Consider the following 24,370-nt stretch of genomic DNA (forward strand, 5'->3'; position numbering starts at 1 on the left):
TAAATGAGGTCATAAGAAATGAGAACATTGATTACAGAGAAACTTGAATTACACAGACAAAAGCATGAGCAAAAAGGAAGGCTTTTAGTCAGCTGCCCGGATCAGCCTGGTATTGTGTCAGCTGTTTCTACTTTTTTATTTGAACATGGAGCAAACATCATTGAATCTAGTCAATACACAACAGATCATGAGAGCGGCCGGTTCTTTTTAAGAATTGAATTTGATTGGAAAGACATTTCTGCCAACTTAGATCAATTGAAAAGCAGTTTTGAGCCAATTGCGCAATCATTTCACATGACATGGAGCATGTCGCGTGCAAGTGATCTGAAAAAGCTGGCGATCTTTGTGTCCAAAGAGCTTCATTGTTTACATGAACTTTTATGGGAATGGCAAAGCGGTAATTTAATGGCTGAAATAGCGGTTGTCATCAGCAATCATGAAACGGCAAAAGATACAGTCGAAGCACTCGGCATTCCATTCCACTTCGTGAAAGCAAATAAAGACATTCGCCAAGATGCAGAAAAACAACAGCTTGCATTATTAGAAGAATATGATATTGATGCGGTTGTGCTTGCGAGATACATGCAAATTTTGACGCCAGCCTTTATCGAACAGCACCCGAACAAAATCATTAATATTCATCATTCCTTCCTGCCAGCGTTTATCGGTGCAAACCCATACAAGCGGGCATACGAGCGGGGAGTCAAATTAATTGGCGCGACTTCCCATTATGTCACCAATGATTTAGACGAAGGGCCAATCATTGAACAGGATATTGAGCGGGTAGATCATAGAGATGATGCAGAGGCATTAAAAAATATTGGCCGCACGATTGAGCGCAGTGTGCTTGCCCGAGCTGTCAAATGGCATCTGGAAGATCGAATCATTGTTCATGAGAATAAAACGATTGTGTTTAATTGACCGCTTGACTTTTCTGAAGCAATTGGTGATAATATAAAAAAATTAACGAGCGTTGAGAAGGAATAGTAAGCAGGACCTGATGTGTAAAAGAGAGCAAATGACATGCTGAAACATTTGCCGCAGACAGCTGCTGAACCTACCCTTTGAGCCTTAGAGGAAAAATCTAAGCGCATGCCTGGCGTTACAGGAGTTGAGTGGAATAAGCAGACGTATGCTTATTCAATGAAGGTGGTACCACGGAAAATCCCTTTTTCGTCCTTTACATAAGGAGAAAAAGGGATTTTTTATGTGGTGAAAGGTATAGCGGAGGGAATCAATGATGAAAAAGCAAAGGATCGTCATAAAAATTGGTAGCAGTTCATTAACAGAGCAAAAGGGAGCCATTGATGAACACAAAATGCAGGATCATGTCAAAGCCATCGCAAAGCTAAAAGAGGCAGGACATGAAATCATTCTCATTTCGTCAGGTGCTGTTGCGGCGGGATTTGGCAGTTTAGGATATCCGTCAAGACCTGTGACCTTAAAAGGGAAGCAGGCTGCTGCTGCTGTTGGTCAAGGCTTGTTAATGCAGAAATATACAGAACTATTTTCACAGTTTCAGATGACGCCTGCACAAATGCTTTTAACACGTAATGACTTTTCAGATCGTACAAGATATCGAAATGCTTACGCAACAATGATGGAACTGCTCGAAAGAAAAATTTTACCGATCATTAATGAAAATGACTCTGTGTCCATCGAGGAGCTTACCTTTGGTGATAATGACATGTTATCAGCACTGGTCAGTGGCTTAATTCATGCAGACCAATTGATCATTTTAACAGATATCAACGGAATTTATGATGCCAATCCAAGTGAGAATCCTGATGCGAAGCGGTTTGATGTGCTGACTCACATTTCAGATGAATTGTTCTCATATGCGAAGAGTACGGGTTCAAAGGTTGGAACAGGCGGGATGAAATCTAAGCTTTCAGCTGCACAAACAGCTCTCTCCCTTGGCGTTAAAGTCTTCATTGGCACAGGTACAGGGGAAGACAAGCTTCTTCACATTCTCGCTGGTCAAGGGGACGGCACATATATTGGTGAACAAGACTTATCATCAGTCAATAACCGTCGCCAATGGATTCAATTCCACTCACCAGTCTCTGGAAAGATCATGATTGATGCGGGGGCAGAGGCGGCGATTTTGCATAATGGAAGGAGTCTTCTTCCAGCTGGTGTCATTGATGTAGCTGGTGAATTTTCTAAAGGAGAGGTCGTCGAAGTTGTTGGTCCAAACGGATTAGTCGGTAAAGGACAAACATTGTATGATTCAGATGAGCTTCTTGGCATTAAAGGGATGCGAAGTCATGAGCTTTCTCATGAAAAACCTGAAGTCATTCACCGAGATCACTGGGTTCAGCACGTACAAAACTGAGGAGGGAAAACGATGAATGAAGTTCTAGAAAAAGCAAAAAAGGCAAGCGCAGCCAAAGATCAGCTGCTATTAAAAACAACTGAACAAAAGAATGCTGCATTAGACGCTATTGCAAAAGCATTAAAAGCATCTTCAGCTTATTTAATTGCCGAAAACCAAAAAGATGTTCAGGCGGCTATAGACAAAGAGTTCACGCCATCTGTGATCGACAGAATTACATTAACAGAAGAGAGAATTGAAGCGATTGCAGACGCTACGCATCAACTTATTCAGCTCAAAGACCCAATTGGTGAAACATTAGAGACCATTCAAAAAGAAAACGGGCTTTTCATTGAAAAAGTACGTGTGCCTCTTGGAACGGTTGGGATGATTTACGAAGCAAGACCAAACGTGACAGTCGATGCGGCCACTCTTTGCTTGAAAACTGGAAATGCTGTGATTCTTCGAGGAAGTTCATCGGCCATTCATAGTAATAAAGCGATTGTGAAAGTCATTCATGAAGCGCTGCAACCAACGGATATTCCCGTAGACAGTGTACAATTGATTGAAGATACAGGCCGTGAGACGGCTAAAACCTTGTTCACTTTAAATGACTATCTAGATGTCCTTATTCCACGCGGCGGGAAACATTTAATTGATCTTGTTGTGAGAGAGTCTACTGTTCCAGTACTTGAGACGGGTGCAGGGAATTGTCATATTTACATTGATGAAACAGCCCTAAAAGAAATGGCTGAACAAATTGTTCTGAATGCGAAAACACAAAGACCATCTGTTTGTAATGCCATTGAGAGCATTGTCATTCATGAAACATGGGCAAAAGAACATGGCGCTTCGCTCTTTGAAGCACTTCAGACACATGGTGTAGAAATACGGGGCGATGAAGCAGTATGTGCACTTGCACCTAGTGCCACATTAGCGACGACCACTGATTTTGAAACGGAATTTTTAGCGCCGATTGTCAGTATTAAAACCGTCAAGACCATGGAAGAGGCGATACAGCATATTCAAATGTATAGCTCTAAGCATTCTGAAGCGATCATTACGGAAAACGAGCAGCATGCGGCACTTTTCTTAACAGCCGTTGATGCTGCCGCTGTATATCATAATGCATCTACCCGGTTTACAGATGGCTTTGAATTTGGCTACGGAGCGGAAATCGGCATTAGCACACAAAAATTGCATGCTAGAGGACCAATGGGTCTGCCAGCCCTAACCTCTGAAAAATTTGTCATTCGTGGTCAAGGACAAATAAGAGAATAACCCATCCAAAAAGAGAGTCTTATCGCACAAGGCTCTCTTTTTCCTTTCATTTTTGTATTTCTTCGGTCAAGTATGATAAAATATGGTAATGTTTTATATTTTGAGAAGATTGGAGAAGGCAACGTATGGCGAAAATCATTCCCTCTTCGGATATTGGAGTGAAAATCAACAAGTGGTATGAATTAATCCGCAGATTTGATTCAGAACAAGCAGAACAGTTAAAGCAGGAAATTCGCACCTCTCTTGATTCAATGGAAGAAGATCAGAATTTGCTTCTCTATTTTTCTTTAATGGAATTCAGGCATGAGGTCATGCTCGATTATTTAAAGCCATTAAAGGAAGGAAAGCTTCGCGCCAACTTTTCCGAGCTTTCGAAAGAAATAGATGAGCATCAAACGCATGTCACAGGCATGCTTGAATATTACTATCATTTCTTCAGAGGCATGTATGAGTTCGGCCGGAGAGAGTACATTGCTGCCATATCGTCCTATCAAAAGGCAGAGCACAAGCTTTCTTTTGTATCCGACGATATTGAACGTGCAGAATTTCATTTTAAAATGTCAGAAATATATTATCACATGAAACAAACACACATTTCGATGCACCATGCCAAACTAGCGCTGGATGTCTATATTCAGCACGAACTATATGCGCTTCGTACCATTCAGTGTGAATTTATTGTAGCCGGTAATTATGATGATATGAGAAGGCATGAAAAGGCATTGCCACATCTCGAAAGAGCACTTGAAAGATCAAGAGACTTTCAGAATGTGCGTTTTATTGCTTCTTCTTTGTTTAATATGGGCAACAGTTATTACAGAATGGGAGACTTGAACCGCGCACTCGACTTAATGAAAGAATCCATCTCATTATTTGATCAAAACCAATCTGATCATCTTCGTCGATCGATAGACCCTCTTTATACAGCCGCTCAGATCTTATACAAACAAGGTAAAAACGATGAAGCATTATATTACAGAGAAGAATGTATGAAACGAGCAGAAGCTCTGCAGGATGACATTCATATTCAGAAGACCATTTTTTTAGAAGCATTGTACTTACGACAAGATGCAGAGCATATTAAACGGATTTTCCATTTTTTAGAATCTTCCTATGCATATCCAGATATAGAAGAGCTGGCTTTAGACACCGCAAAGTATTATAATGAAATGGAGGATTATGAAAAATCTTCCATGTTCTATGGGGAAGCGGAACATGCTCGTATCTATATTCAGAGAGGGGATTGTTTATATGAATTTTAAAAAATGGGCAGTCGTCTGTACAAGCATCACGATCTTGGCATTATGGATCACATCACCTAATGCCGACCCCGATAACAGAAACCATACGCTAGAAAAACCGAATCCGCAGCATATCACGATCTGAAAAGCCCTTTTTAAAGGGCTTTTTTTATTGACCGCTTCAATCATCGTAGGTTGCACATTCATAAAAATAAAAAATGGAGGAAAGATGAAAGTGAGTGTTTTTCATTGACTCTTGAATTTAGATTGTGTACAATTCAATTGTAGAAAATATTAATAGAGCGAAAGAGGGTTATATTCATGTCAGAAGTTTTATTTACTGCAACGGTATCAGCTGTAGGAGGAAGAGAAGGTAAGGTTGTGTCAACAGATGGTGTACTAGAGCATGATGTAGCAATGCCAGGAACGCCAAGAGCGAAAAAGCTTGAGAAAGCAACGAATCCAGAGCAATTATTCGCAGCGGGCTATTCTGCATGTTTTGATTCAGCCCTTCAAATGGTCGCAAGACAAGAGCGTATCCGTTTTGAAAGTGAAGTAACGGCACATGTAAGCTTAATCAAAGACAGTTCAGACGGCGGTTTCAAACTAGGTGTCAAATTAGAAGTAAAAGGAACTGGAATTGAGCAATCTGCACTTGATGAACTTGTTCATAAAGCACACGGCGTTTGCCCATACTCAAAAGCAACGCAAGGAAACATTGAAGTAGAATTAGTAGCTGTCGCTCAATAATAGACATCAAAAAAAGGCTGAGGGAATATTCCCTCAGCCTTTTGATTGTGTTAATTTTTGCAGAAGCTCATGTAAAGAAGCGCGAAGTGTTTTCAGCTCTTCTTCTGATCTGCCTGTTCCAGACAGCATTTGAAATGGAATCGAAGTGGCCTTCTCTTGTAAAGCTTCTCCGTATTCTGTTAAACGAATTTGGACCGAACGCTCATCCTCTTTTGAACGTTCACGGATGATGAGTCCATTTTGTTCCATTCGTTTTAGCATAGGTGTGAGTGTACCGGAGTCTAAATATAAAAGCTCTCCCATTGTTTTCACATTTAATGTCCCATGCTCCCATAACAAAAGCAGTGCCAAATATTGCGGGTATGTGATATTTAACTCTTCTAATAATGGTTTATATTGCTTCGTCATTTCTCTTGAACTTGCATATAACAAGAAACAAAGCTGATTTTCCAGCTTCATATGTTCAAATTCATTTGTCATATCTGTCACCAACTATTTTTTGTCATACTTATCATTGTATAAGATTTTCTTCCTTTTTAAAATAACTACAGACTAAAAATGAAAAATTCTTCAATGTGCCATAAATGTTTGAGCAACGAATAGAACGTGAAAGGTATAAGTAGAAGAAGGAGGAGATCAAGATGAAACCATTATTTACTGCAAAAGTAAAAGCACAACACGGAAGAGCAGGACATGTTCGTTCTGATGATGGTGTGCTTGACCACAACATTGTGATGCCAAACGCAAAGAAAGATGGAGAAACTGGTACGAATCCTGAACAATTATTTGCAGCGGGTTATGCGGCCTGCTTCGGAGGGGCGCTTGAACAAGTCGCCAAGAAGCAAGGTGTCGAAATTGAATCAGAAGTAGAAGGACATGTCAGTCTATTAAAAGATGAAAGTGATGGCGGTTTTAAACTTGGCGTGAAGCTGATTGTTTCCGCTAAAGGGCTTGATCATGACAAAGCGAAAGAGCTTGTTGAGGCTGCACATGAATTCTGTCCATATTCAAAAGCAACAAGAGGAAACATCGAAGTAGAGCTCGAAGTGGCGGACTAATGAAAAGAAAAAAGGGCTAAAATTTAGCCCTTTCTCAAGCATCTACTGACACCTGCTGTGGAGCAGGTGTCTTTTTTTAGTATTCTTTCTTTTTGTCGTATGTGTCCCATGCTTCAAATGGAGCAAGGTTTTTTTGAAGGGTCAGCTGGTAAAATGGAATGTTTCTTGATTCGTATTCTTTATTGATTTCTTCATAAATAAAGGAGTCATCAAAACCAGAAGTCGCTGCATCCTTGTGTCCAGCGGCAAAATATACGGCCTTTGGTCTAGCCCAATAGATAGCACCAAGACACATTGGACAAGGCTCACAGCTTGTATACAAAATACAGTCTTCTAATTGGTATGTATGTAGTGTTTGGCACGCCTTTCGAATAGCTGTCACTTCTGCATGTGCAGTTGGATCATTACTTGTTGTGACATTGTTGCTTCCCTCTGCAATAATCTGACCGTCTTTGACAATGACCGCTCCAAAAGGGCCGCCAGTGCCACTATTTACTCCTTCTACTGCAAGATCAATTGCGCGTTGTAAAAAAGCTTCGTGATTCATTGTCTTCCTCCCTTTGTTCGACTGACTTCTCTAGTATAAACGAATCATGATAGAAAAGGAATCATTGTAGGAGGAGATCGAACAGGACAATTTGCGCATAAAAACCCCTGCCAAATGTTCAGCAGGGGAAGAGTGAGTCCATTATGCGTGCTGCGCTAGCTTTTTACGAGCGACTTCAGCAGCTGTCACCATGTTTTTCAAAGCAGCGATGGTTTCAGGTTCTTGTCTTGTTTTCAGTCCACAGTCAGGGTTGACCCAGAAGCGATCTGTCGGACATACGTTCAGTGCATCATCAATGATTTTACTCATTTCTTCAACAGATGGAACGCGCGGGCTGTGAATGTCATACACCCCAAGTCCAAGGCCTTTCAAATACGGGTGTTTTTCTAAATAATCGAGGAACCCGCCATGACTGCGTGAATGTTCAATCGTAATCACGTCTGCATCAAGGTCTTCAATCGTATCAACAATATCCTCGAAGTTACTGTAGCACATATGTGTATGAATTTGCGTTTCATTTTGAACAGACGATGTCGATAGACGGAATGACTCTGCTGCCCAGTTTAAGTATGCTGCCCAATCACTCTCTTTTAAAGGAAGACCTTCTCTTAGCGCAGGTTCATCCACTTGAATCACTTGAATACCCGCTGCTTCTAACGCTTCTACCTCTTTACGTAAAGCAAAAGCGATTTGGAAGGCAATGTCTTTACGAGAGATATCTGTTCTTGGGAAAGACCAGTTTAAGATCGTGACAGGCCCTGTCAGCATTCCTTTGACTTTTTTCTCCGTTAAGCTTTGAGCGTAAACCGTTTCTTTCACTGTCATTGGCTCTGTAAATTCTACATCTCCATAAATGATCGGCGGCTTCACGCAGCGTGATCCATAAGATTGAACCCAAGCGAATTTTGTAAAGGCAAATCCAGCGAGTTTTTCACCGAAGTATTCAACCATGTCTGTACGTTCAAATTCTCCATGAACGAGTACATCTAGGCCAATCTCTTCTTGAATATCAATCCATCTTTTTGTTTCTTTTTTAATAAATTCATCATACTCTGCATCTGTCCACTCATTTTTGCGCCATTTTTGACGAGCACTGCGCACCTCAGCTGACTGAGGGAAGCTTCCGATTGTTGTGGTTGGAAGAAGCGGCAGTTCGAGAGATTCATTTTGAATGCGTAGTCGTTCTTCAAAAGCAACTGGACGTTTAAAATCTTTTGATGAAAGATTGTTGCGCTCTGCTGTCAGGTCCGCATTCGTTCCTTTCGCGAATTCTTTTAACGTCAGAAGTGCTTCATTTGCTGCATGGATGTCTGCATCAATGGCAGCTGCTCCTTTTGATAAGCCTTCTTTTAATAGCGTTAATTCAGCCAGTTTTTCAGTGGCATAAGAAAGTCCGTTTAATAGTTTTTCTTCAAGCTGTTCGCTCGGATGTTTTGCAACTGGTACATGTAGCAGGCTGCTTGAAGGCTGCAGCCATACTTCTTTCGGCTGCACGTCAGCAATCACTTCAGAAATAAACGATAATCTTTCTCCTAGATCTGATCTCCAAATATTTCTGCCGTCGATGATACCGGCTGCTAAAATTTTATCTTTTGGGAAGCCGTGTTTTTTCAATTGTTCAAGGTTTCGTCCTTGATCATGGACAAAATCAAGACCGATGGCTTCAACAGGATACGTCACAAGCTCTTCATAGGCATCTACTGAGTCAAAGTATGTTTGAAGGAGAACGTTTAAGGCAGGTACAGCTTCTTTAATCGTTTGATAGATGGCTTTTACTGCTTTCACGTCGTCACTTGAAGCTGTGACTAAAGCAGGCTCATCAATTTGAACCCATTTTACACCGGCTTCTTCAAGCTCTTTTAACAACTGAGTATAAAGCGGCACTAGGCGTTGCTGAATCTCTTTCACTTCATTGGCTTCATAGCCTTTAGAAAGAGAAACAAATGTATAAAGACCAAGAACGACAGGTTTTGTTTCAACACCAAACGCTTTTTTCACCTTTTCGTATGCTTCAAGCGGTTTGTTATGTGTGAGTTTGAATTCTGTGCTTTTTTCGTATTCTGGAACGATGTAGTGATAGTTTGTATTAAACCATTTTGTCATTTCACTTGAGACAGCATCTTTTGTTCCTCTTGCCATCGCAAAGTATGTATCTAGCGGGTCTTTCAAGCTGCGGAAGCGCTCTGGAATCCAATTGAACATAACGGCAGTATCCAGCACGTGATCGTAGAAGGTGAAGTCCCCAGAAGGTACAACGTCAATTTGTTGATCAATTTGAGTTTTAATAGCGGCTAAAAATTGTTCATCGAGTGTGCTTAAGAGGGTTTCTCGGTCAGTTTGACCTTTCCAATAAGACTCAAGTGCTTTTTTCCATTCTCTGTTTAAACCAATTCGCGGAAAACCTAGATTACTTGTTTTAACAATTGTCAATTTCAATTCCTCCTCTAAATATAAAAAGACACTCACACTCATGGTCAAGATTGATGAGGGCAAATGTCTGGTTTAAAAAGACAAAATGTGTGTGCGAAAGAAGGCGTAAGTATCAATGACGAACGCTTTTCCGACATCTCCTATCAACCGTAGGGGGTTTGATGTGATAGAGCGGCTGGTATCCTGGCTAGTGAATCTGCAAGCTTTTCATCCTTCCCATCTTCACGACAGTGGATGATTAACGAAAAGCTCTCCTCACTTACAGTGGCGGGACCGCGCCGGATTTTCACCGGTCTTCCCAATTAAAATTCGACGTGTGATCGAATTACCGACTCTCAAACTATGAATTTATTGTGTTCGATTATATAACGTTCACTTCATTTCGTCAAAGTAAATTTTGAATAATTTTAATTAAAAAAATCCTGAGAAAATTCTATCTTTTCTCAGGACCTAACATGTACCTATAGAGACAAAAGTTCTGCTTCCAATGTTTTCTCAAGAAGCACATCTGGTGCAGTTAAATATAAAAACCCGTTTCCTACAAGGGTTTTCGATTGTTTTAGCGGAAGGGTTCTCCGTACGAGCTGAGCATATACCTCAGGTTCTGTCAGCTTACGCTGGAACGCTTCTTCTTCGGCATTTTTAATAATGGCGAGTGCACCGCTCACATGAGGGGCAGCCATGGAAGTGCCTGTTAGTCTTCCGTATTTATGGTTAGGGAGAGTGGATAAAATGTCTTCACCTGGAGCGACGAGGTCGATTTCTTTATTCGCATTGGAGAATTCAGAGGATTCTCTTGCAAGAGAGACAGAGCCGACGGCAATGACCTCGTTGTATGCAGCTGGGTAGGAGAACTCTTCAGTACGCTCGTCTCCGTCACCTTCATTTCCTGCTGCGCAGACAACAAGCACACCGCTGCTTACCGCATGTTGGATGGCCTTTTGTAGTTCTGGTTCATTGCTTGGCCCACCGAGAGACATGGAAATAATATCAACCTTCTGTTCAACCGCATAGTTAATGCCATTGATAATCCATTCGTATTTCCCGCTGCCATTTTTCCCTCCAAGAACTTTCACGATCAACAGCTTGGCTTCAGGCGCAACACCTAAAATGCCGCCATTTTGATCCGTTGCTGCAATCGTTCCTGAGACATGGGTACCATGCCCGTTGTAGTCTTTTACATTCTCAGCATCGCCATTGTCATCATCGGTAAAGTTTTTTCCTCCGATAATCTGATCTTTTAAATCGGGATGCTCCGTGTCGCAACCTGTATCAAGGACAGCAATGGTTATGCCTTTTCCTTTGAAGCCACTTGACCAAAGTTCGGGTGCTTTAATCTCCTGAATACTTTCCGGCGTCTCTTTCGCTTCCATCACATTGGCTTTTACTTCATACGGAATTAAGCGAATTTCACCTTTCATAAGAAAGCCCTCCTTATTTTGTTTTCAAAGTAGATTCAGGTTGCGTAATGTTATTGTATAAAACAAATGTTTGATCGGAAAGGGTCAATTGTAATAATTTTTCAAATAATCAAATAATTATTTATTGTGCAGTTCTCCTCATATCTTGCCGAAAGAAGTCGCCTTTTGAGGAAAACTCTTAGTATCATATGAAAAAGAATGAAATGTTGCATAGTGAGCTTGCACCTGTACAGATGAAAATGGGTGAAAAGAACTAAAAAAGGCAGATCGAAAAAACAATCATTTAAAGAGATAGAGGATGACAGAAAAGAAAAAGGTACATGACATGTGCAGATTAATTGTTTTTTCATTATAATGATCGAAAGAATATAGAATGTAAAAAGTATTTGACATTTTGATTGGGAGGGGACTACCCGTTGGATGTTGTCAAAGTTGTGTATTCAGTCATCTTATTAGTGGTCGGACTGTTCATTTTTATCGCGCCTATGATTCAAAAGGGTGATGAAAGAAAGAGATTTATCTACTCAAAAGCTCAATCGTATGCATTTATGGTGGTCATTGGTATGCTTTTATTAGAAGTCGCAGAGTCCATATTTTTAACGACCCAAGGGAACAATTCTGATAAGGGGTTTGGGATTTCTCCCATCATGTTCCTAACTGTGATTTCGGTCATATATTTAGTTACATTACTCATATACAGAAAAAAATATGGTGATTAAATTGCAAAATCATATAAGAGAACTAAGAAAATCCATTAAATTATCCCAAGAAGAACTTGCTAAACGATGTAAGGTCTCGAGACAAACCATCAATGCCATTGAAAACGATAAGTACGACCCTACTTTACAATTAGCCTTTGACATCGCCTCTGTTTTGAATACGACTGTAGATGAGCTTTTTGTCAGTCAACCTAAAAAGAAGTAAGGGACCAGCCTCAGAAAAGAGGCTTTTTTTGTTGATTTGTGTAATGTGAAAGGATCAGCTGAAAATAAAAATCAACCATATTACATAACAATTCCTTATTCATGAAAAATAAGATATGAAGATTGTGACTGTTCCAATGGAGAAAGGCAACATATAATAATGGAAAGACAAGCTTGCCTTTCAGATAGGAGAGATAGAGATGAACAAAGGGAAGATACTCGTGGTAGAAGATGAAAAGAAAATTGCAAGAGTGCTGTCATTAGAACTTGAATATGAAGGATATGAGGTCACAGTCCAAGATACAGGGATGAAAGGACTCCAGGCGCTCGAAGAGGAGAGTTTTGATTTAGTGCTTCTAGATGTCATGCTTCCAGAATTAAGCGGACTTGAAGTGCTTAGAAGGGTTCGAAAGACAAATACGGCAACACCGATCATTTTGATTACCGCAAGAGGAAGTGTTCCCGATAAGGTCAGCGGTCTTGATCTTGGGGCAAACGATTATATTACAAAACCCTTTGATATAGAAGAATTATTAGCGCGAATTCGTGCACAGCTGAGGTTCAATCACAATGCGCAAGAGGAAAAGGAAATTGAGCTAAGTATTGCAGATTTAACGGTGAATGAGAAAACAAGAGAAATTCAAAGAGGCGATCAGACGCTTGAGCTGACACCGAGAGAATATGACTTGCTTGTTCATTTATTGAAACATCAGCAGCAAGTGCTCACAAGAGATCAGCTTTTAACAGCTGTTTGGGGTTTTGATTATTTTGGTGACACGAACGTGGTTGATGTCTATATTCGCTATTTAAGAAAAAAAATCGATTACCCGTTTGAAAAACAATTGATTCACACAGTGAGAGGTGTGGGTTATGTGATGAAAGGATAAAGCATGAGATTAAAAAATAAGATCCAGCTTTATACATCGTTGTCCTTGTTTTTAATGGTGCTGCTGTTTCATACAGCGATTTATTTTATTTTTTCGATGACCTTGACGCAAAAAGATATGTCCAGACTGTCGGAAGTAGCTGAAAATATTGCTATTGCACTAAAGAAGTCAGAAGAAGAGGGACTTCCATCTTCAGAGCTTCTGAAAGCGTATCTGCCTCAAAATGGTATGATCCGTGTCGTCACAGAGAAAGGTGAATCAAAGCTGACCGTCACGAAGGAATCTACGTTTAGCTCACTTCCTTTTACATACGAATCTGGTCAGACAGCAGAAATTCAAGAATACAATAAGCATATGATTGCGTTCGCGGCTATCCCTGTCATTTGGACAAATGGGGACATTGTGTCGCTGCAAGTATATGAAGAAATTGAAAATACAGAAGAGAACTTGGCGTTATTAAAAATGATTTTAATCACTACTGGCGTTTTGTTTATTGTGCTTTCTTATTTTGCAGGCCACATTTTAACAAAACAAATTGTCCGCCCAATTAGTCGAATGACCAATACGATGAAAGCAAGTATGAGAGAAAAGGCATTTAAACGAATTGAATTAACAGGCGATTCAAAGGATGAACTGTATCAAATGGGTCAAACCTTTAATGAAATGGCCGAAATTCTCGAGAAACATTATGAGAAAGAGCAGCAATTTTTACACGATGCTTCTCATGAATTGAAAACACCCATTACCGTCATCATGAGCTACAGCAATTTACTAAAACGCTGGGGGCAAAGCCGGCCAGAGGTCGTAGAAGAATCCTCTCAAGCCATTCATGATGAGGCAAAAAAAATGAAAAGGCTGACAGATCAACTACTCACACTGGCGAAAAATGGGCAGCCGCTTTACTTGGACATGAAGCCGGTTGATCTTGGTCAATTGTGCAGCCAAGTTGGTCATACACTTGAAGTGGCAACCAATCGAACCATCTTTACTCATGTACAAACAGATCAGCCTGTGATTGCTGAAGGGGACGAAGAGAAGATCAAACAGCTTTTGACCATCTTGATTGATAATGCGGTTAAATATAGTGCAGAGCCAGTTGATGTGAACTGCGGACGAGCAGGAGAGAAACCGTTTATTTCGGTTGTTGACAAAGGAATTGGCATAAAAGAAGAGGATCTGCCGAAAATCTTTGACCGCTTTTTCCGTGTGGATGAAGCGAGAAACAGTGAGACGGGCGGAACTGGGCTTGGCCTGTCAATTGCGAAGCAAATTGCTGAAGAGCATGGGGCTGAGCTAAAGGTAGACAGCCGTATCGGTGAAGGAACCGTGATGACCATTCTTTTTCAGAAATAAGTAGGTCTTTTCTCATCAATTTCTCATTTCCTCCTTATAAAATAGGAAATAGGAAGGAGGCGCTGCATGTCTAAAAAAATGAAAATGCTGCTTACGCTCGCAGGATGTCTTTTCATTCTTGTGGCTTTTGCAATGCTCATGATTCAAACCATTGACAAAAAAATATTAAGCGAAGCAGACATTAAAAAAATCATCGCAAAAGACTACAATGGAAACATCACAAATATTGATCTGATCAATCATAAACAGGACTATACATTGACGCTTGAAAATTCAAATGGCATCTATCAAATCATTGCATCTTCCTCAAGCGGTCAAATGAAAGAGATGAAACAGTTAAAGAGCTATCAAAAACCAAATGAGAAAAATGCCGAACTCCAAGCAGAAGAAGTGGCAGTGAAAAAAGTGAAGGGTACCGTGATTCAAAAGAAAGAAAAATCGGATCGCTTTATCTTTACGATTCAATCAAAAAAAGAACTGTATCAAGTGGATGTTGAAAAAGACACGTTCAAGGTGATTGAAGCAGAAAAGAAACAGCCAACCTCTAAAGAAAAGAAGCTGACAAAAATAACGGTAGAAGAAGCCATTCAGATTGCCGTAAAAGAAGTGGGCGGCACAGTGGATGATGCAGATCTTGAAACTTTTAGCGGAATGCTCGTGTTTGAGGTAGAGCTTGATTTGCCGGATGGAAGAGAGGCAGAGGTATTAGTGAATGCCTATACAGGAGATATTGAAGGCATTACGTACGAAAACTAATCATTTTCTCATGATTTTCTCATGTTCCTTTCCTTCCTTTATCATCTTGTTTTTTTAAGATAAAGGAGAAATCAAACAGAGGAGGAGTTAAACATGATAAAAAAAGTACTAGTAGCTACAGCATTCACAGGAGCACTTGTCGTAGGTGGTTTCACCCTTCAAGCGCAAAATACAAATCAAACGGCAAATGCCGAACAAGTGGTGCAAAAGAAATCTTCATTTGTCTCAAAGAAACAGGCTGAAAAAGCAGCATTAAAAGTTGTGAAAGGCTATGTAGATGATGTAGATCTTGAGCGTAAAAAAGGAAAATGGGTATATGAGGTCGAGATTAAAAAAGGCGGCTTTGAATATAAAGTATATGTCGATGCCAAAACAGGCAAAGCGCTCAATGATCCAGTCAAAGAAAAGAAACAAAATGTAAAAATCACCAAAAAACAGGCTGAACAAATTGCCCTTGCAAAAGTAAAAGGAACAGTCACAGATTCAGAATTAGATAAAGAAAATGGTGTGTACTTGTATGAAATTGAAATTACGACACCAAGCGGTGAAGAAGTTGATTTTGAGATTTCCGCTAAAACAGGCAAAATCCTCAAGCAAGAATGGGACGATTAAGCTATAAATGAACCTTTGAGCGTGATAGAAAACCTTTGCAGCCCTAGGAAGGACGAGTACTGGTGCGGGGCGAATTTGACATTCGTGAGCACCAGCACGCACATGCTGAACCTTACACTTTTATGTGTAAGGTTTTTTCATTGGGACAAACTACTGGGAAGGAGGCGAGAGAATATGATGAAGAAAAAAGAAGAAGAACAGACGATGGATCGTGCGGAATATGTTCCCCATCCTGATGGAGAAGGATATGCTTTGTTTTTGCATGATTCTTTTCATCTCCTCTCCCAAGAGGATATGAATCAGCCGGAAGAGGAATAGAAGACGTGAAAGGGCGATGGTCAACTTGTCTATCGCTCTTTTTTTGAAAAGTAAGCGAATACATCAGGAAACTTGGCATCTTGCTTATTGACATCATTGCGCTTTTTCTGTAATCTCAGTGTGTCAACAATATGAGACTTCGTTAGGTGAGGCTCCTGTATGGAGATACGCTGCTGCCCAAAAATGTCCAAAGACGCCAATGGGTCAACAGGAATCATCGACATAAGGTGATTTTTAATGCAGCTGGATGAATCCTATGCCATACAGTGCTAAAGCTCTACGATTGAAGGAGCAAGTGTTTATTTGTCATGCTTACAAAGCGCCTTCATTCGGTTGAAGGTGCTTTTTTATGAGAAAAGGAGGTGTGGGGATGGATCATCCCGATTCGAGACACATAGAGAGTATGTCAAAAGATCAGATTGACGCATCAGATAGAGGAGATCCTGACCCCCGCACAATCTAAGGGATTCGGGTATCTCCTGATTTTGGGGAGGTAACAGCGATGATACAGAACATTACGTACGATGAACTCATTTTACGCATCATTATTTTACTAAGAGATGGAAAACGTAAAGAATTTAAAAACATTATGGAAGAACTTCAGCCTTATGATATGGCCTACTTATTCAAGGAGCTTCCAGAAAAACACCGCGGCCGCTTTCTCAGCTTTTTAACAGTCGATGACGTGACGGAAATGATGGGTGAACTGGAGCGGGAATATCAAGAGATTGTTCTTGAAAAAGTAGGGAAAGACAAAGCCACCTTCGTCACAAACAAAATGGATAACGATGATCTAGCCAACTTGTTTGATGAGATGGAGGATGAGCTGAAGGATCAGCTTTTATCTAACATGGAAGCAGAGGAATCCAAGGCCGTCCAGCTTCTCATGAATTACCCTGCTGAGACAGCAGGCCGGATCATGACCAATCGGTACGTTTGGATTCCGCAGCATTATACGGTTCAGGATGCCGTGGTGAAGCTGAAAAGCTTTGCTGAAATTGCTGAATCGATCAACTACTTATATGTCATAAACGATCAAAAACAGCTTGTAGGGGTACTCTCATACAGGGATCTTATTTTAGGTGAGCCAGATGAAAAAGTGCAGGATCTTATGTTTACAAGAGTCATTGCCGTTGGTGCCTTTCAAGACCAGGAAGAAATCGCAAAGCTCATTGAGCGATATGATTTCCTTGCCATCCCTGTTGTAGAAGAGAACAATGTCTTAGTCGGAATTGTGACAGTCGATGATATCATTGATGTTGTGATTCAAGAGGCAGGAGAAGACTATGAAAAGTTTGCTGCCTCTGGTAAAGATATCACGTTCGACACACCGGCATTTGTGGCGGCATACCGCCGTCTTCCATGGCTCATTTTGCTTCTATTCATTGGGCTGATTTCAGGCAGTATCTTGAATTATTTTGAAGATACCTTGCAGCAAGTCGTTGCTTTAGCATTCTTCATGCCGATGATTGCAGGTATGACAGGGAATACAGGGACACAGTCTCTAGCGGTTGTCATTAGAGGATTGTCAAAAGAAGAATTAACGAAAAAAACCATTATGCGCTTGATTTTCAGAGAGCTGAGAACAAGTATTTATATTGGGATTGTTTGTTCAATCATTATTACGGTCGTTGCCATGGTATGGCAGGGCAATATGATTTTAGGTTTTGTTGTTGGTTCCTCGCTTCTTGCAACACTGATTATTGGGACAATGGCAGGTACGGTCGTGCCGATTATTTTACACAGATTAAACGTCGACCCAGCCATTGCATCTGGACCGCTGATCACAACATTGAATGATATTTTATCCTTACTCATCTATTTTGGAATTGCAACAGCATTTCTTCATACACTGATGTAGTCAAAAGACTGTAAAATGTAACGTTTTACAGTCTTTTTTGAATAAAGATTGCATATAGCGCTTCCATCCTTTACATTTTAAGGAGAAGGTGGGAGAAAAAAATGAAGAAGTTTTTATTCATTTTCATGTGCATTGTTTTGCTAAGTGCATGTTCAAGAGAAGACGAGGGGAAAGACAGAAGACTTGTGGCATCAGAGCATATGCTTGAAGCGATAACTGAAGGAAATAAACGAAAAATGGACAATGTCTATGTCGAAGGCGCAGTCCCAAGCCCAAGTGACATTCTTAAATCGAAAAAGGAATGGGGAATTGAGACGCTTTCTTATGAAGATTTTCAATTGGAAGAAGCCAGCATCCATGTCTTTCATGCAAATTATAAAGATGTAAACACTGGAGAAAAAAAGGCGCTTGCCTTTCGGGTGAAAGAAGATCCTGAAAAAGGCGGCGTACGAATTGACTTTGTAGGGGTTGTTGAAGGAACTGACGCTTCATCTAAATAAAAAGTATCGTTCATATGCTTTATGATAAATCAGGCATAAGTTGAGATAATGTAAAAGGATAGAAGAGCTGAAAGAATGTCGCTCTAACTATCCTCTTTTTTAACACACATGATCTTATTAATGAAAACAATGATTTGTCTCAGATCACATATTCGTAATGCCTATTAACTCCATAAATTGTGACAGAGCACTGGTCATGTACGAATCACGTCGCCTGATCAACACAGTGGGCACGATCCGATGTGGTTCCGGTAATGGATGACAGGTAAATTTGCCTTCCCCCCGAGATTCAACCATAGATTTTGGTAATATAGTCACTCCCAGCCCGCTTTCAACACATTTAAGGACGCCCTCTAACGTACCATATTCCATTACCTTCATAGGAGGATAGCCGTTGTTCTCTAGCCACTTTTGCCATCGTCCTAAATAAATACAATGGGCGAATGACGAGAGCAACGGCTCATGTAAAATAGATTCTACCTGGAATTGCTCCGTGGAGTAGCTTGTAATGAGAACGAGGGATTCTTCCAATACAGGATACTCGATGATTTCTGGATGAAGAATTGGCCCATCTACTAACGCGCTGTCTACTTTGTAGTTGAGGATAGCGCTAACTTGGTCGACTGTAGGTGCCATATACAAGCTCAATTCTACTTGTGGAAATTTTTTGTGATATTCTGTGAAAATGCTGGGCAATCTTGTAGATGCGGTGGACTCTATAGATCCAATGTGTAAAGATCCCCGCGGAGTAGAGGAAAGCTTTACTGCTTCTATCGCTTCTTCGTAATCGTATAGTAATTTATTTACATAGGGCAGCAGTTCACGTCCTGCAGGCGTTAAAGATATTTTCTTATGATATCGATAGAGAAGAGGTACACCTAACTCTTGTTCAAGACGTTGGATTCTTGCGGTGACATTGGACTGCACATAATTTAATTTTTGAGCAGCTTTTGTGATGCTTTGTTCAATGGCAACGGCTTTAAATACTTCCAAAGATTTAATATCCAAACTAACTCTCCTTTTTTGCATCACAAATTATGATGATCTATATGCTATTTTTTGATTTTACGTGATCCAAAGAAGTATGTAAACTAAATGATAGAAGAGGTTGATGCTCATTGCGGCGTCCCTTTTATCTGATCGAGAGGAGAAAATGAGAATTTTTTAGCTGTGGCAACTAAAACAGACGTTTCCATTTAATAAGGAGGGGAATCGATTGATTTCAAAGGTAAATATCGAAGAAAAATTTTCGCAAATAAATGATTATTGGAATCCTAGAATAGGTGGAGAGTTGAACGACTCATACATGAAAATGGTGAAAATGAAGGGTGAATTCATTTGGCATCACCATGATGATGAGGATGAAATGTTCTTTGTGTGGAAAGGCAATCTAGTCATCCGTTTTAGGGATAGGGAAATAACGCTTCATGAAGGAGAATTTCTTGTGATTCCAAAAGGAGTTGAACATCAGCCCATTGCTGAAGAAGAAGTTCACTTGCTCTTAATAGAACCCAAAACGACGCTAAACACGGGGAATGTGCTCAATGAACGAACTGTTTCGATTCCTGAACAAATTTGAAAAACTAAATCGTTAAAGATCAAGTACCTTAGGGGATAAATAGTTGAATGGTTGTTTTAGCTAATAACGAGGCTGCAATTGCTGCCTCGTTTTGTTGCTTCAATGATTCAAGATGAGCTGTAACGCATTTCCTTTCGCTACCTGAAATAGACTCTTCAGCAAGAATCGGTCTTTGGGTCAGTTCGTGCTTTCATCGATTCATATTCAGGACGATTAGATGCTAAGTCTATTTTGCCGAGTAAGCAATTGTTATTTAGTTCATCGATTCTTGTACCGGAAGTGCGCGTTGATCTGTCCTTCCAGCATTTTTTTCTTATATTGTCCGCTTTTTAATGCCTGTTCTTTTTTCTTCATGTCTTTTAAAATTTCCGCTGTCTGCACACCATCTTCCCGTTTATTGGCGATATCCATTAAACGTTCTACATCAGAAAAAGAATATTTCCGTGTGCCTCTTGTTGAGCGCTGGGGGTAGATGAGTTTACGTTCCTCATAATATCGGATTTGCCTGACGGAAAGTCCTGTTAATTCACTGACTATCCCAATTGAAATGACTTTTTTATCTTTATAAGATACATCTTCCTGCGTCATATCCTCACCCCTGCAAGTCTTTTCTTCATATTATATCCAACAGTCAGTAAAAAAACCTAACGTTTGTTAGATAATATAACACAAAAATGAAAAAATCGAAAAACAATGGAAGGAAAATTAACATATAAAGTGCAAATCATATCACGTGAACATATGATAAGAAAAAGAAAAAATAAGGAGGAGGCGCACTTGATGGAGAAAACACAGATCATCCGTATGGCAAAAGAAATCATCGCATTAGATGTGAAGAGGGATGAACTGCTGGAGCAGTTCATGCAGGCTGCAGGTCAGAATGCACATGCTCTTCTTAGAGCCGTACAAAATGATTTGTATAAAAAGTCCTCATAAGCACCCGATCCATATCCATTGATAGGAGGGGAGAAGTCATGCGGAGTATATTAAAAGAAGCTTTAGCGAAAGAAAGACATTATTATACGAAGCAGCTTTGCTCACTTGGGGTGTATAGCCCTGATATGACCAAGAACATGACAATTAGTGACTTAAAAAAAGAGTATCATTTCTTTTTCAACAAAACCGATCGCTATCTTTAACATCCCTTATCATGTGCGTTGTCACATGAAGGGTTCTTTTTTTTTGTGTTTAATATTATAGCAATATTGGATTTTGTAGAAATTTGACGAATCAAATGTAAGAAAATATAGAGCCTTTACAGATTATGTTAAAATTTGTCGTAACATGATGGTTTGCTGGAAAAGCTTTTTTTCGAGATGATTGTGAAAAATAAGAAGGATTTTAAAAGTTTATATCGAAATCTTATACATAACACGAATGGAGTCACTTATGTGGTTGAAAGGGTTTTCAAAAACGTACTTCTATTTTTTACGAAAGGCTCCAACTGCACCGCAAGAAAGCCTTGAAGTTAAAAAAATATTATAAGAGGTAGATATGTGATGAGACTATCGTTTAATGAAGAAGAAGTAGAACGTTCAATGACGCTTTACAAAGTTTTTGCAAGGGCATTTAAAAGCGTTTCCGAACACAGTATTAGAGACAGCAAGGAGCATGGATTCAATCCAACTGAATTTGCCGTTCTCGAATTACTGTATACGAGAGGTGCTCAAAAACTTCAGCAAATCGGCTCAAGACTCCTGCTTGTCAGCGGGAATGTTACGTACGTAATTGACAAGTTAGAACGAAATGGTTTCATTGAAAGAGAACAGGACCCAAAGGATAAGCGGTCAGTTTATGCCCATTTAACGGATAAAGGGCGCAGTTATCTGGATAAAATTTATCCAATCCATTCTCTTCGAATTGCGCGGGCGTTTTCTGGTCTTTCGCGTGAAGAACAGGAGCAATTAATTAGTCTGCTGAAAAAAGCAGGTATTCACAGTCAGCATTTGTTATTTAGATAAAACGAAAAGGTGCCATGGTTGGCACCTTTTTTATGTATCCAGCTGATGAGCAGGATAGGCGATAAATTTTTCAATATCACTAGCTGGAAGTGGCTTGGCATAATAAAAGCCTTGTAGATCGTCACAGCCCTGCGCAGATAAAAGTTGCGCTTGTGCAAAAGTTTCAACACCTTCAGCAATGACTTCTAGAGATAGCTGGTGCCCCATTGCAATAATAGCCCCTGTGATTTGTTCAGACTTTGAATCGCTCAAAATATCCTCGATAAATGATTTATCAATTTTCAGCCGGTGAATCGGCAAATCCTTCAAATAGCTTAAAGAGCTGTGGCCTGTACCAAAATCATCAATACTAATACGGACGCCAAGTTGTTTTAGAGATGTCAGTACTTGTTTTGACTGCTTGATGTTGTCCATTGTCATGCTTTCTGTCACTTCAAGCTCAAGAAGTGATGGTTGAAGGTCGTATTTTTTTAGCGTTAGCTTGATCAAATCAATTAAGTCTTCAGAGTTAAACTGCTTAGCAGATAAATTGACCGCTACAGGGATTTTCAATTGCTTGTCATACCACAATTTTGCCTGCTTACATGCCGTGTCAATGACCCACCTTCCAATATCGATAATCAGGCCCGATTCTTCAGCAAGTTCAATGAAAGCCTCTGGTGATTTTAGAGAACCGTCTGGTGCTTTCATTCTTAAAAGGGCTTCAACACCTGTCATCTGTCTTGTTTTGGCGCTGATTTGCGGCTGATAATGAAGCACAAACTGCTTTCTTTGAATGGCATCTCGTAGCTCCAGTTCGCGATTGAGTCTGTCCTCACTCAATCTCTCCATAGATTCAGTAAAGAATTCATAGCGGCTTTGTTTATGTTTCTTTGATAAATACATGGCCATATCTGCTTTTCTCATCAATTCCATACCATTCTTACCGTTTTGCGGAGAGATGGCGATTCCAATACTAATGGATGTAATGAGCTGATGGTTTTGAATGAAAAAAGGACGTTCAAATTGGCGAATGATGTTTTTCAAAAGCTGTTCAATTTTATGTGTGTTATGCTCCATGTGAGGAAAGATCATTAAAAATTCATCCCCGCCAATTCTTGCAATAAAGCCATTGTCAGGCAAACATTTGGTTAGTCTGTTTGCGGCGGCTTTCAACAGCAGATCGCCTATGTTATGACCAAGGGCATCATTAATAATTTTAAACCGATTTAAATCAAGAAAAAGAACTGCCGTTGACGTTTTTGTCTCTTCTTGAGCGGATAAAACATCATTTAAATGATTAATTCCGTGACGACGGTTCGGAAGTTCAGTTAGTGCATCATAATGTGCCATCACATGAATTTCTTTTTCAGCAATCTTCTGCTGGGTTAAATCCTTTAAAACGAGATAAATGCTGTCAAGTGTATGGTTGACGTGTACGGGTATGTATGTAACATGATAATAATAAAAACGATCTGCTGCTTTCAGTTCTGCTTCGCGCGTAATTGCTTTTTTTGATTGATAAATAAAGTCTTCCCACATCTCAGTCGGCATGACGTATTGACTCACATCATCACCAATCCAGGAATTGCACATTTTCAAAATGTGTTTGCCTGGGTCATTCGCAGATATCACTTTACGATCAACGGATAACACGATAATACCATCTATATTATGTTTGATCAGTGATTGGAACCGCTGTTCATTTTCTTTTAGCTGATCTGATTGTGACATAATCCGGTGATCAATATAGGCGCCGAAAATCATGAGTGATTGGACGATAAGTGTCATCAGGCCGATGAAAATGGACAGGCTGAATGGTGACATTTCAAGAGAACCACCCGCAGCGACCTGACCATCTGAATGAAAAAACATCGTCGAAGACGCCATGCCAGTGTAATGCATGCCCGCAATAGCACCGCCCATCATCAGTGCACCCGCTATTTTTAACAGCTGATCCTCCCGCCTTTTCTCAGAGCGATGGAGCCGGAAAAAAAGGTGTAATGAAAAGAATGAAGCGAGCGCACCAATAAAAAACGAAAGAAAAAAGAGAACAGGGTCATAGCTGATGGTGACATTCGCCATTGATTCCAATCCGAGATAGTGCATGCTGCAAATAGCTGAGCCCATCGTGATCGAACTAATCAAAAGTCGTCTTGTGGAAAGTTGCTGCTGAATACATATTGAAAAAGCAATGAAAGAACCGATAAAAGAGGTCAAAATCGATAAAATGAGTAAGGGTGTTTCATATGTGATACCAGAGCGTAGATGAAACGCCATCATGCCAATAAAATGCATTGACCATATTCCCATCCCCATGATCATCGCACCAATGATCAACCATACTCTTTTCTTTGCGCCGCTCGACTGGATCACCCGGCTGGCTAATTGAAGAGCTGAGTAGGAGGCGACAGCGGCGACAGCGACTGACAGAAAGACAAGCCATCCGTTGTAGCTTCCTGTTAAATGTGTCATGTAAGAAAACCTCCTGTATCTAAAAACAGACATATACTTAATATATCGGATCAAGTGGCGCCTGTGTTCACTTTTCCTTTACTTAAAAAGGGCATTCAGCATTTTTTTGAACATTTTTTAT

General features: G+C 40.1%; 27 protein-coding genes, 2 riboswitches and 1 other annotated feature. Of the genes, 20 read left to right on the plus strand and 7 right to left on the minus strand.

Annotated elements, in window-relative coordinates; translation table 11 throughout:
- Positions 1-18 precede the first annotated feature (18 nt).
- The 6 genes from purU (at position 19) to MHH31_RS06340 (ending at position 5,589) form a co-directional block, all read left to right on the plus strand.
- Positions 19-921, plus strand: coding sequence for a formyltetrahydrofolate deformylase (gene purU, locus MHH31_RS06315; protein ID WP_007498809.1), 903 nt, complete (start codon positions 19-21; stop codon positions 919-921).
- Between the two features lie 43 nt (positions 922-964).
- Positions 965-1,184 (plus strand) — a binding site (T-box leader).
- 56 nt (positions 1,185-1,240) lie between these two features.
- Entirely contained in the window at positions 1,241-2,338 is a 1,098-nt protein-coding gene (gene proB, locus MHH31_RS06320) for a glutamate 5-kinase (protein ID WP_138278441.1), read from the plus strand.
- A 12-nt stretch (positions 2,339-2,350) separates the two neighbouring features.
- Complete coding sequence (locus MHH31_RS06325) at positions 2,351-3,598, plus strand: glutamate-5-semialdehyde dehydrogenase (RefSeq protein ID WP_342495389.1); 1,248 nt, start codon at positions 2,351-2,353, stop codon at positions 3,596-3,598.
- Positions 3,599-3,723: 125 nt separating this feature from the next.
- Positions 3,724-4,860, plus strand: coding sequence for a Rap family tetratricopeptide repeat protein (locus tag MHH31_RS06330; protein WP_342495390.1), 1,137 nt, complete (start codon positions 3,724-3,726; stop codon positions 4,858-4,860).
- The gene (locus MHH31_RS06335) at positions 4,850-4,984 is read left to right on the plus strand and encodes a hypothetical protein (RefSeq protein ID WP_008346190.1); all 135 of its coding nucleotides are present in this window, start codon (positions 4,850-4,852) and stop codon (positions 4,982-4,984) included. The genes MHH31_RS06330 and MHH31_RS06335 overlap by 11 nt, the downstream gene beginning before the upstream one ends.
- 176 nt (positions 4,985-5,160) lie before the next feature.
- Positions 5,161-5,589, plus strand: coding sequence for an organic hydroperoxide resistance protein (locus tag MHH31_RS06340; protein WP_007498801.1), 429 nt, complete (start codon positions 5,161-5,163; stop codon positions 5,587-5,589).
- Positions 5,590-5,622: 33 nt separating this feature from the next.
- Here the strand turns inward: MHH31_RS06340 and MHH31_RS06345 are convergent, their stop codons facing one another.
- The gene (locus MHH31_RS06345) at positions 5,623-6,069 is read right to left on the minus strand and encodes a MarR family transcriptional regulator (RefSeq protein WP_008346188.1); all 447 of its coding nucleotides are present in this window, start codon (positions 6,067-6,069) and stop codon (positions 5,623-5,625) included.
- A 161-nt stretch (positions 6,070-6,230) separates the two neighbouring features.
- Here MHH31_RS06345 and MHH31_RS06350 point away from each other — a divergent pair, with 161 nt between their 5' ends.
- On the plus strand, positions 6,231-6,647 hold the full coding sequence (locus tag MHH31_RS06350; RefSeq protein ID WP_039170286.1) for an organic hydroperoxide resistance protein: 417 nt from the start codon (positions 6,231-6,233) through the stop codon (positions 6,645-6,647).
- Between the two features lie 76 nt (positions 6,648-6,723).
- On the opposite strand, the gene MHH31_RS06355 is transcribed toward MHH31_RS06350, so the two are convergent.
- The 3 genes from MHH31_RS06355 to MHH31_RS06365 all read right to left on the minus strand — a co-directional run bounded on the left by MHH31_RS06355 (position 6,724) and on the right by MHH31_RS06365 (position 11,045).
- Positions 6,724-7,194, minus strand: coding sequence for a nucleoside deaminase (locus tag MHH31_RS06355; protein WP_056407829.1), 471 nt, complete (start codon positions 7,192-7,194; stop codon positions 6,724-6,726).
- Between the two features lie 141 nt (positions 7,195-7,335).
- Entirely contained in the window at positions 7,336-9,624 is a 2,289-nt protein-coding gene (metE, locus tag MHH31_RS06360; RefSeq protein ID WP_274660234.1) for a 5-methyltetrahydropteroyltriglutamate--homocysteine S-methyltransferase, read from the minus strand.
- Between the two features lie 155 nt (positions 9,625-9,779).
- A riboswitch (cobalamin riboswitch) is annotated at positions 9,780-9,972 on the minus strand.
- Between the two features lie 113 nt (positions 9,973-10,085).
- The gene (locus tag MHH31_RS06365; RefSeq protein WP_007498796.1) at positions 10,086-11,045 is read right to left on the minus strand and encodes a S8 family peptidase; all 960 of its coding nucleotides are present in this window, start codon (positions 11,043-11,045) and stop codon (positions 10,086-10,088) included.
- Between the two features lie 416 nt (positions 11,046-11,461).
- On the opposite strand from MHH31_RS06365, the gene MHH31_RS06370 reads away from it, so the two are divergent.
- The 9 genes from MHH31_RS06370 to MHH31_RS06410 all read left to right on the plus strand — a co-directional run bounded on the left by MHH31_RS06370 (position 11,462) and on the right by MHH31_RS06410 (position 18,255).
- On the plus strand, positions 11,462-11,764 hold the full coding sequence (locus MHH31_RS06370) for a hypothetical protein (RefSeq protein ID WP_041092341.1): 303 nt from the start codon (positions 11,462-11,464) through the stop codon (positions 11,762-11,764).
- Positions 11,754-11,969 carry a helix-turn-helix transcriptional regulator gene (locus tag MHH31_RS06375; RefSeq protein ID WP_169476040.1) on the plus strand — a complete coding sequence of 72 codons (216 nt, stop codon included), beginning with the start codon at positions 11,754-11,756 and terminating at the stop codon, positions 11,967-11,969. The genes MHH31_RS06370 and MHH31_RS06375 overlap by 11 nt, the downstream gene beginning before the upstream one ends.
- A 199-nt stretch (positions 11,970-12,168) precedes the next feature.
- Complete coding sequence (locus MHH31_RS06380; RefSeq protein ID WP_019743445.1) at positions 12,169-12,855, plus strand: response regulator transcription factor; 687 nt, start codon at positions 12,169-12,171, stop codon at positions 12,853-12,855.
- Between the two features lie 3 nt (positions 12,856-12,858).
- The gene (locus MHH31_RS06385; RefSeq protein WP_268361394.1) at positions 12,859-14,208 is read left to right on the plus strand and encodes an ATP-binding protein; all 1,350 of its coding nucleotides are present in this window, start codon (positions 12,859-12,861) and stop codon (positions 14,206-14,208) included.
- A 66-nt stretch (positions 14,209-14,274) separates the two neighbouring features.
- Positions 14,275-14,964 carry a PepSY domain-containing protein gene (locus tag MHH31_RS06390; protein ID WP_144666439.1) on the plus strand — a complete coding sequence of 230 codons (690 nt, stop codon included), beginning with the start codon at positions 14,275-14,277 and terminating at the stop codon, positions 14,962-14,964.
- 93 nt (positions 14,965-15,057) lie between these two features.
- Entirely contained in the window at positions 15,058-15,576 is a 519-nt protein-coding gene (locus MHH31_RS06395) for a PepSY domain-containing protein (RefSeq protein ID WP_327872317.1), read from the plus strand.
- A 174-nt stretch (positions 15,577-15,750) separates the two neighbouring features.
- Positions 15,751-15,894, plus strand: coding sequence for a hypothetical protein (locus tag MHH31_RS06400; protein WP_008346168.1), 144 nt, complete (start codon positions 15,751-15,753; stop codon positions 15,892-15,894).
- A gap of 131 nt (positions 15,895-16,025) precedes the next feature.
- Positions 16,026-16,189, plus strand: a riboswitch (M-box (ykoK) riboswitch).
- A 207-nt stretch (positions 16,190-16,396) separates the two neighbouring features.
- Positions 16,397-17,755, plus strand: a complete 1,359-nt coding sequence (gene mgtE, locus MHH31_RS06405; RefSeq protein WP_007498785.1) for a magnesium transporter — start codon at positions 16,397-16,399, stop codon at positions 17,753-17,755.
- Between the two features lie 101 nt (positions 17,756-17,856).
- Positions 17,857-18,255 (plus strand): lipoprotein, encoded by a 399-nt coding sequence (locus MHH31_RS06410; RefSeq protein ID WP_039170299.1) that lies wholly within the window; start codon positions 17,857-17,859, stop codon positions 18,253-18,255.
- Between the two features lie 144 nt (positions 18,256-18,399).
- Here MHH31_RS06410 and MHH31_RS06415 read toward each other — a convergent pair whose 3' ends face one another.
- Positions 18,400-19,263: a LysR family transcriptional regulator gene (locus MHH31_RS06415; protein ID WP_039170301.1), complete on the minus strand. Its 864-nt coding sequence runs from the start codon at positions 19,261-19,263 to the stop codon at positions 18,400-18,402.
- A gap of 208 nt (positions 19,264-19,471) precedes the next feature.
- Here MHH31_RS06415 and MHH31_RS06420 point away from each other — a divergent pair, with 208 nt between their 5' ends.
- Positions 19,472-19,834, plus strand: a complete 363-nt coding sequence (locus tag MHH31_RS06420; protein WP_081105410.1) for a cupin domain-containing protein — start codon at positions 19,472-19,474, stop codon at positions 19,832-19,834.
- Positions 19,835-20,092: 258 nt separating this feature from the next.
- Here MHH31_RS06420 and MHH31_RS06425 read toward each other — a convergent pair whose 3' ends face one another.
- Positions 20,093-20,422 carry a MerR family transcriptional regulator gene (locus MHH31_RS06425; RefSeq protein WP_007498778.1) on the minus strand — a complete coding sequence of 110 codons (330 nt, stop codon included), beginning with the start codon at positions 20,420-20,422 and terminating at the stop codon, positions 20,093-20,095.
- Between the two features lie 192 nt (positions 20,423-20,614).
- On the opposite strand from MHH31_RS06425, the gene MHH31_RS06430 reads away from it, so the two are divergent.
- The 3 genes from MHH31_RS06430 (at position 20,615) to MHH31_RS06440 (ending at position 21,795) form a co-directional block, all read left to right on the plus strand.
- Positions 20,615-20,770, plus strand: coding sequence for a hypothetical protein (locus MHH31_RS06430; RefSeq protein WP_008346151.1), 156 nt, complete (start codon positions 20,615-20,617; stop codon positions 20,768-20,770).
- A gap of 38 nt (positions 20,771-20,808) precedes the next feature.
- Positions 20,809-20,973, plus strand: coding sequence for a hypothetical protein (locus MHH31_RS06435; protein ID WP_045034954.1), 165 nt, complete (start codon positions 20,809-20,811; stop codon positions 20,971-20,973).
- 357 nt (positions 20,974-21,330) lie between these two features.
- On the plus strand, positions 21,331-21,795 hold the full coding sequence (locus tag MHH31_RS06440; RefSeq protein ID WP_088004396.1) for a MarR family transcriptional regulator: 465 nt from the start codon (positions 21,331-21,333) through the stop codon (positions 21,793-21,795).
- A 30-nt stretch (positions 21,796-21,825) separates the two neighbouring features.
- Here the strand turns inward: MHH31_RS06440 and MHH31_RS06445 are convergent, their stop codons facing one another.
- Positions 21,826-24,249 carry an EAL domain-containing protein gene (locus MHH31_RS06445; protein ID WP_342495391.1) on the minus strand — a complete coding sequence of 808 codons (2,424 nt, stop codon included), beginning with the start codon at positions 24,247-24,249 and terminating at the stop codon, positions 21,826-21,828.
- Positions 24,250-24,370 lie beyond the last annotated feature (121 nt).

Origin of the sequence: Bacillus sp. FSL K6-1033, assembly GCF_038630765.1 — a bacterium.
GTDB lineage: Bacteria > Bacillota > Bacilli > Bacillales > Bacillaceae > Bacillus > Bacillus altitudinis.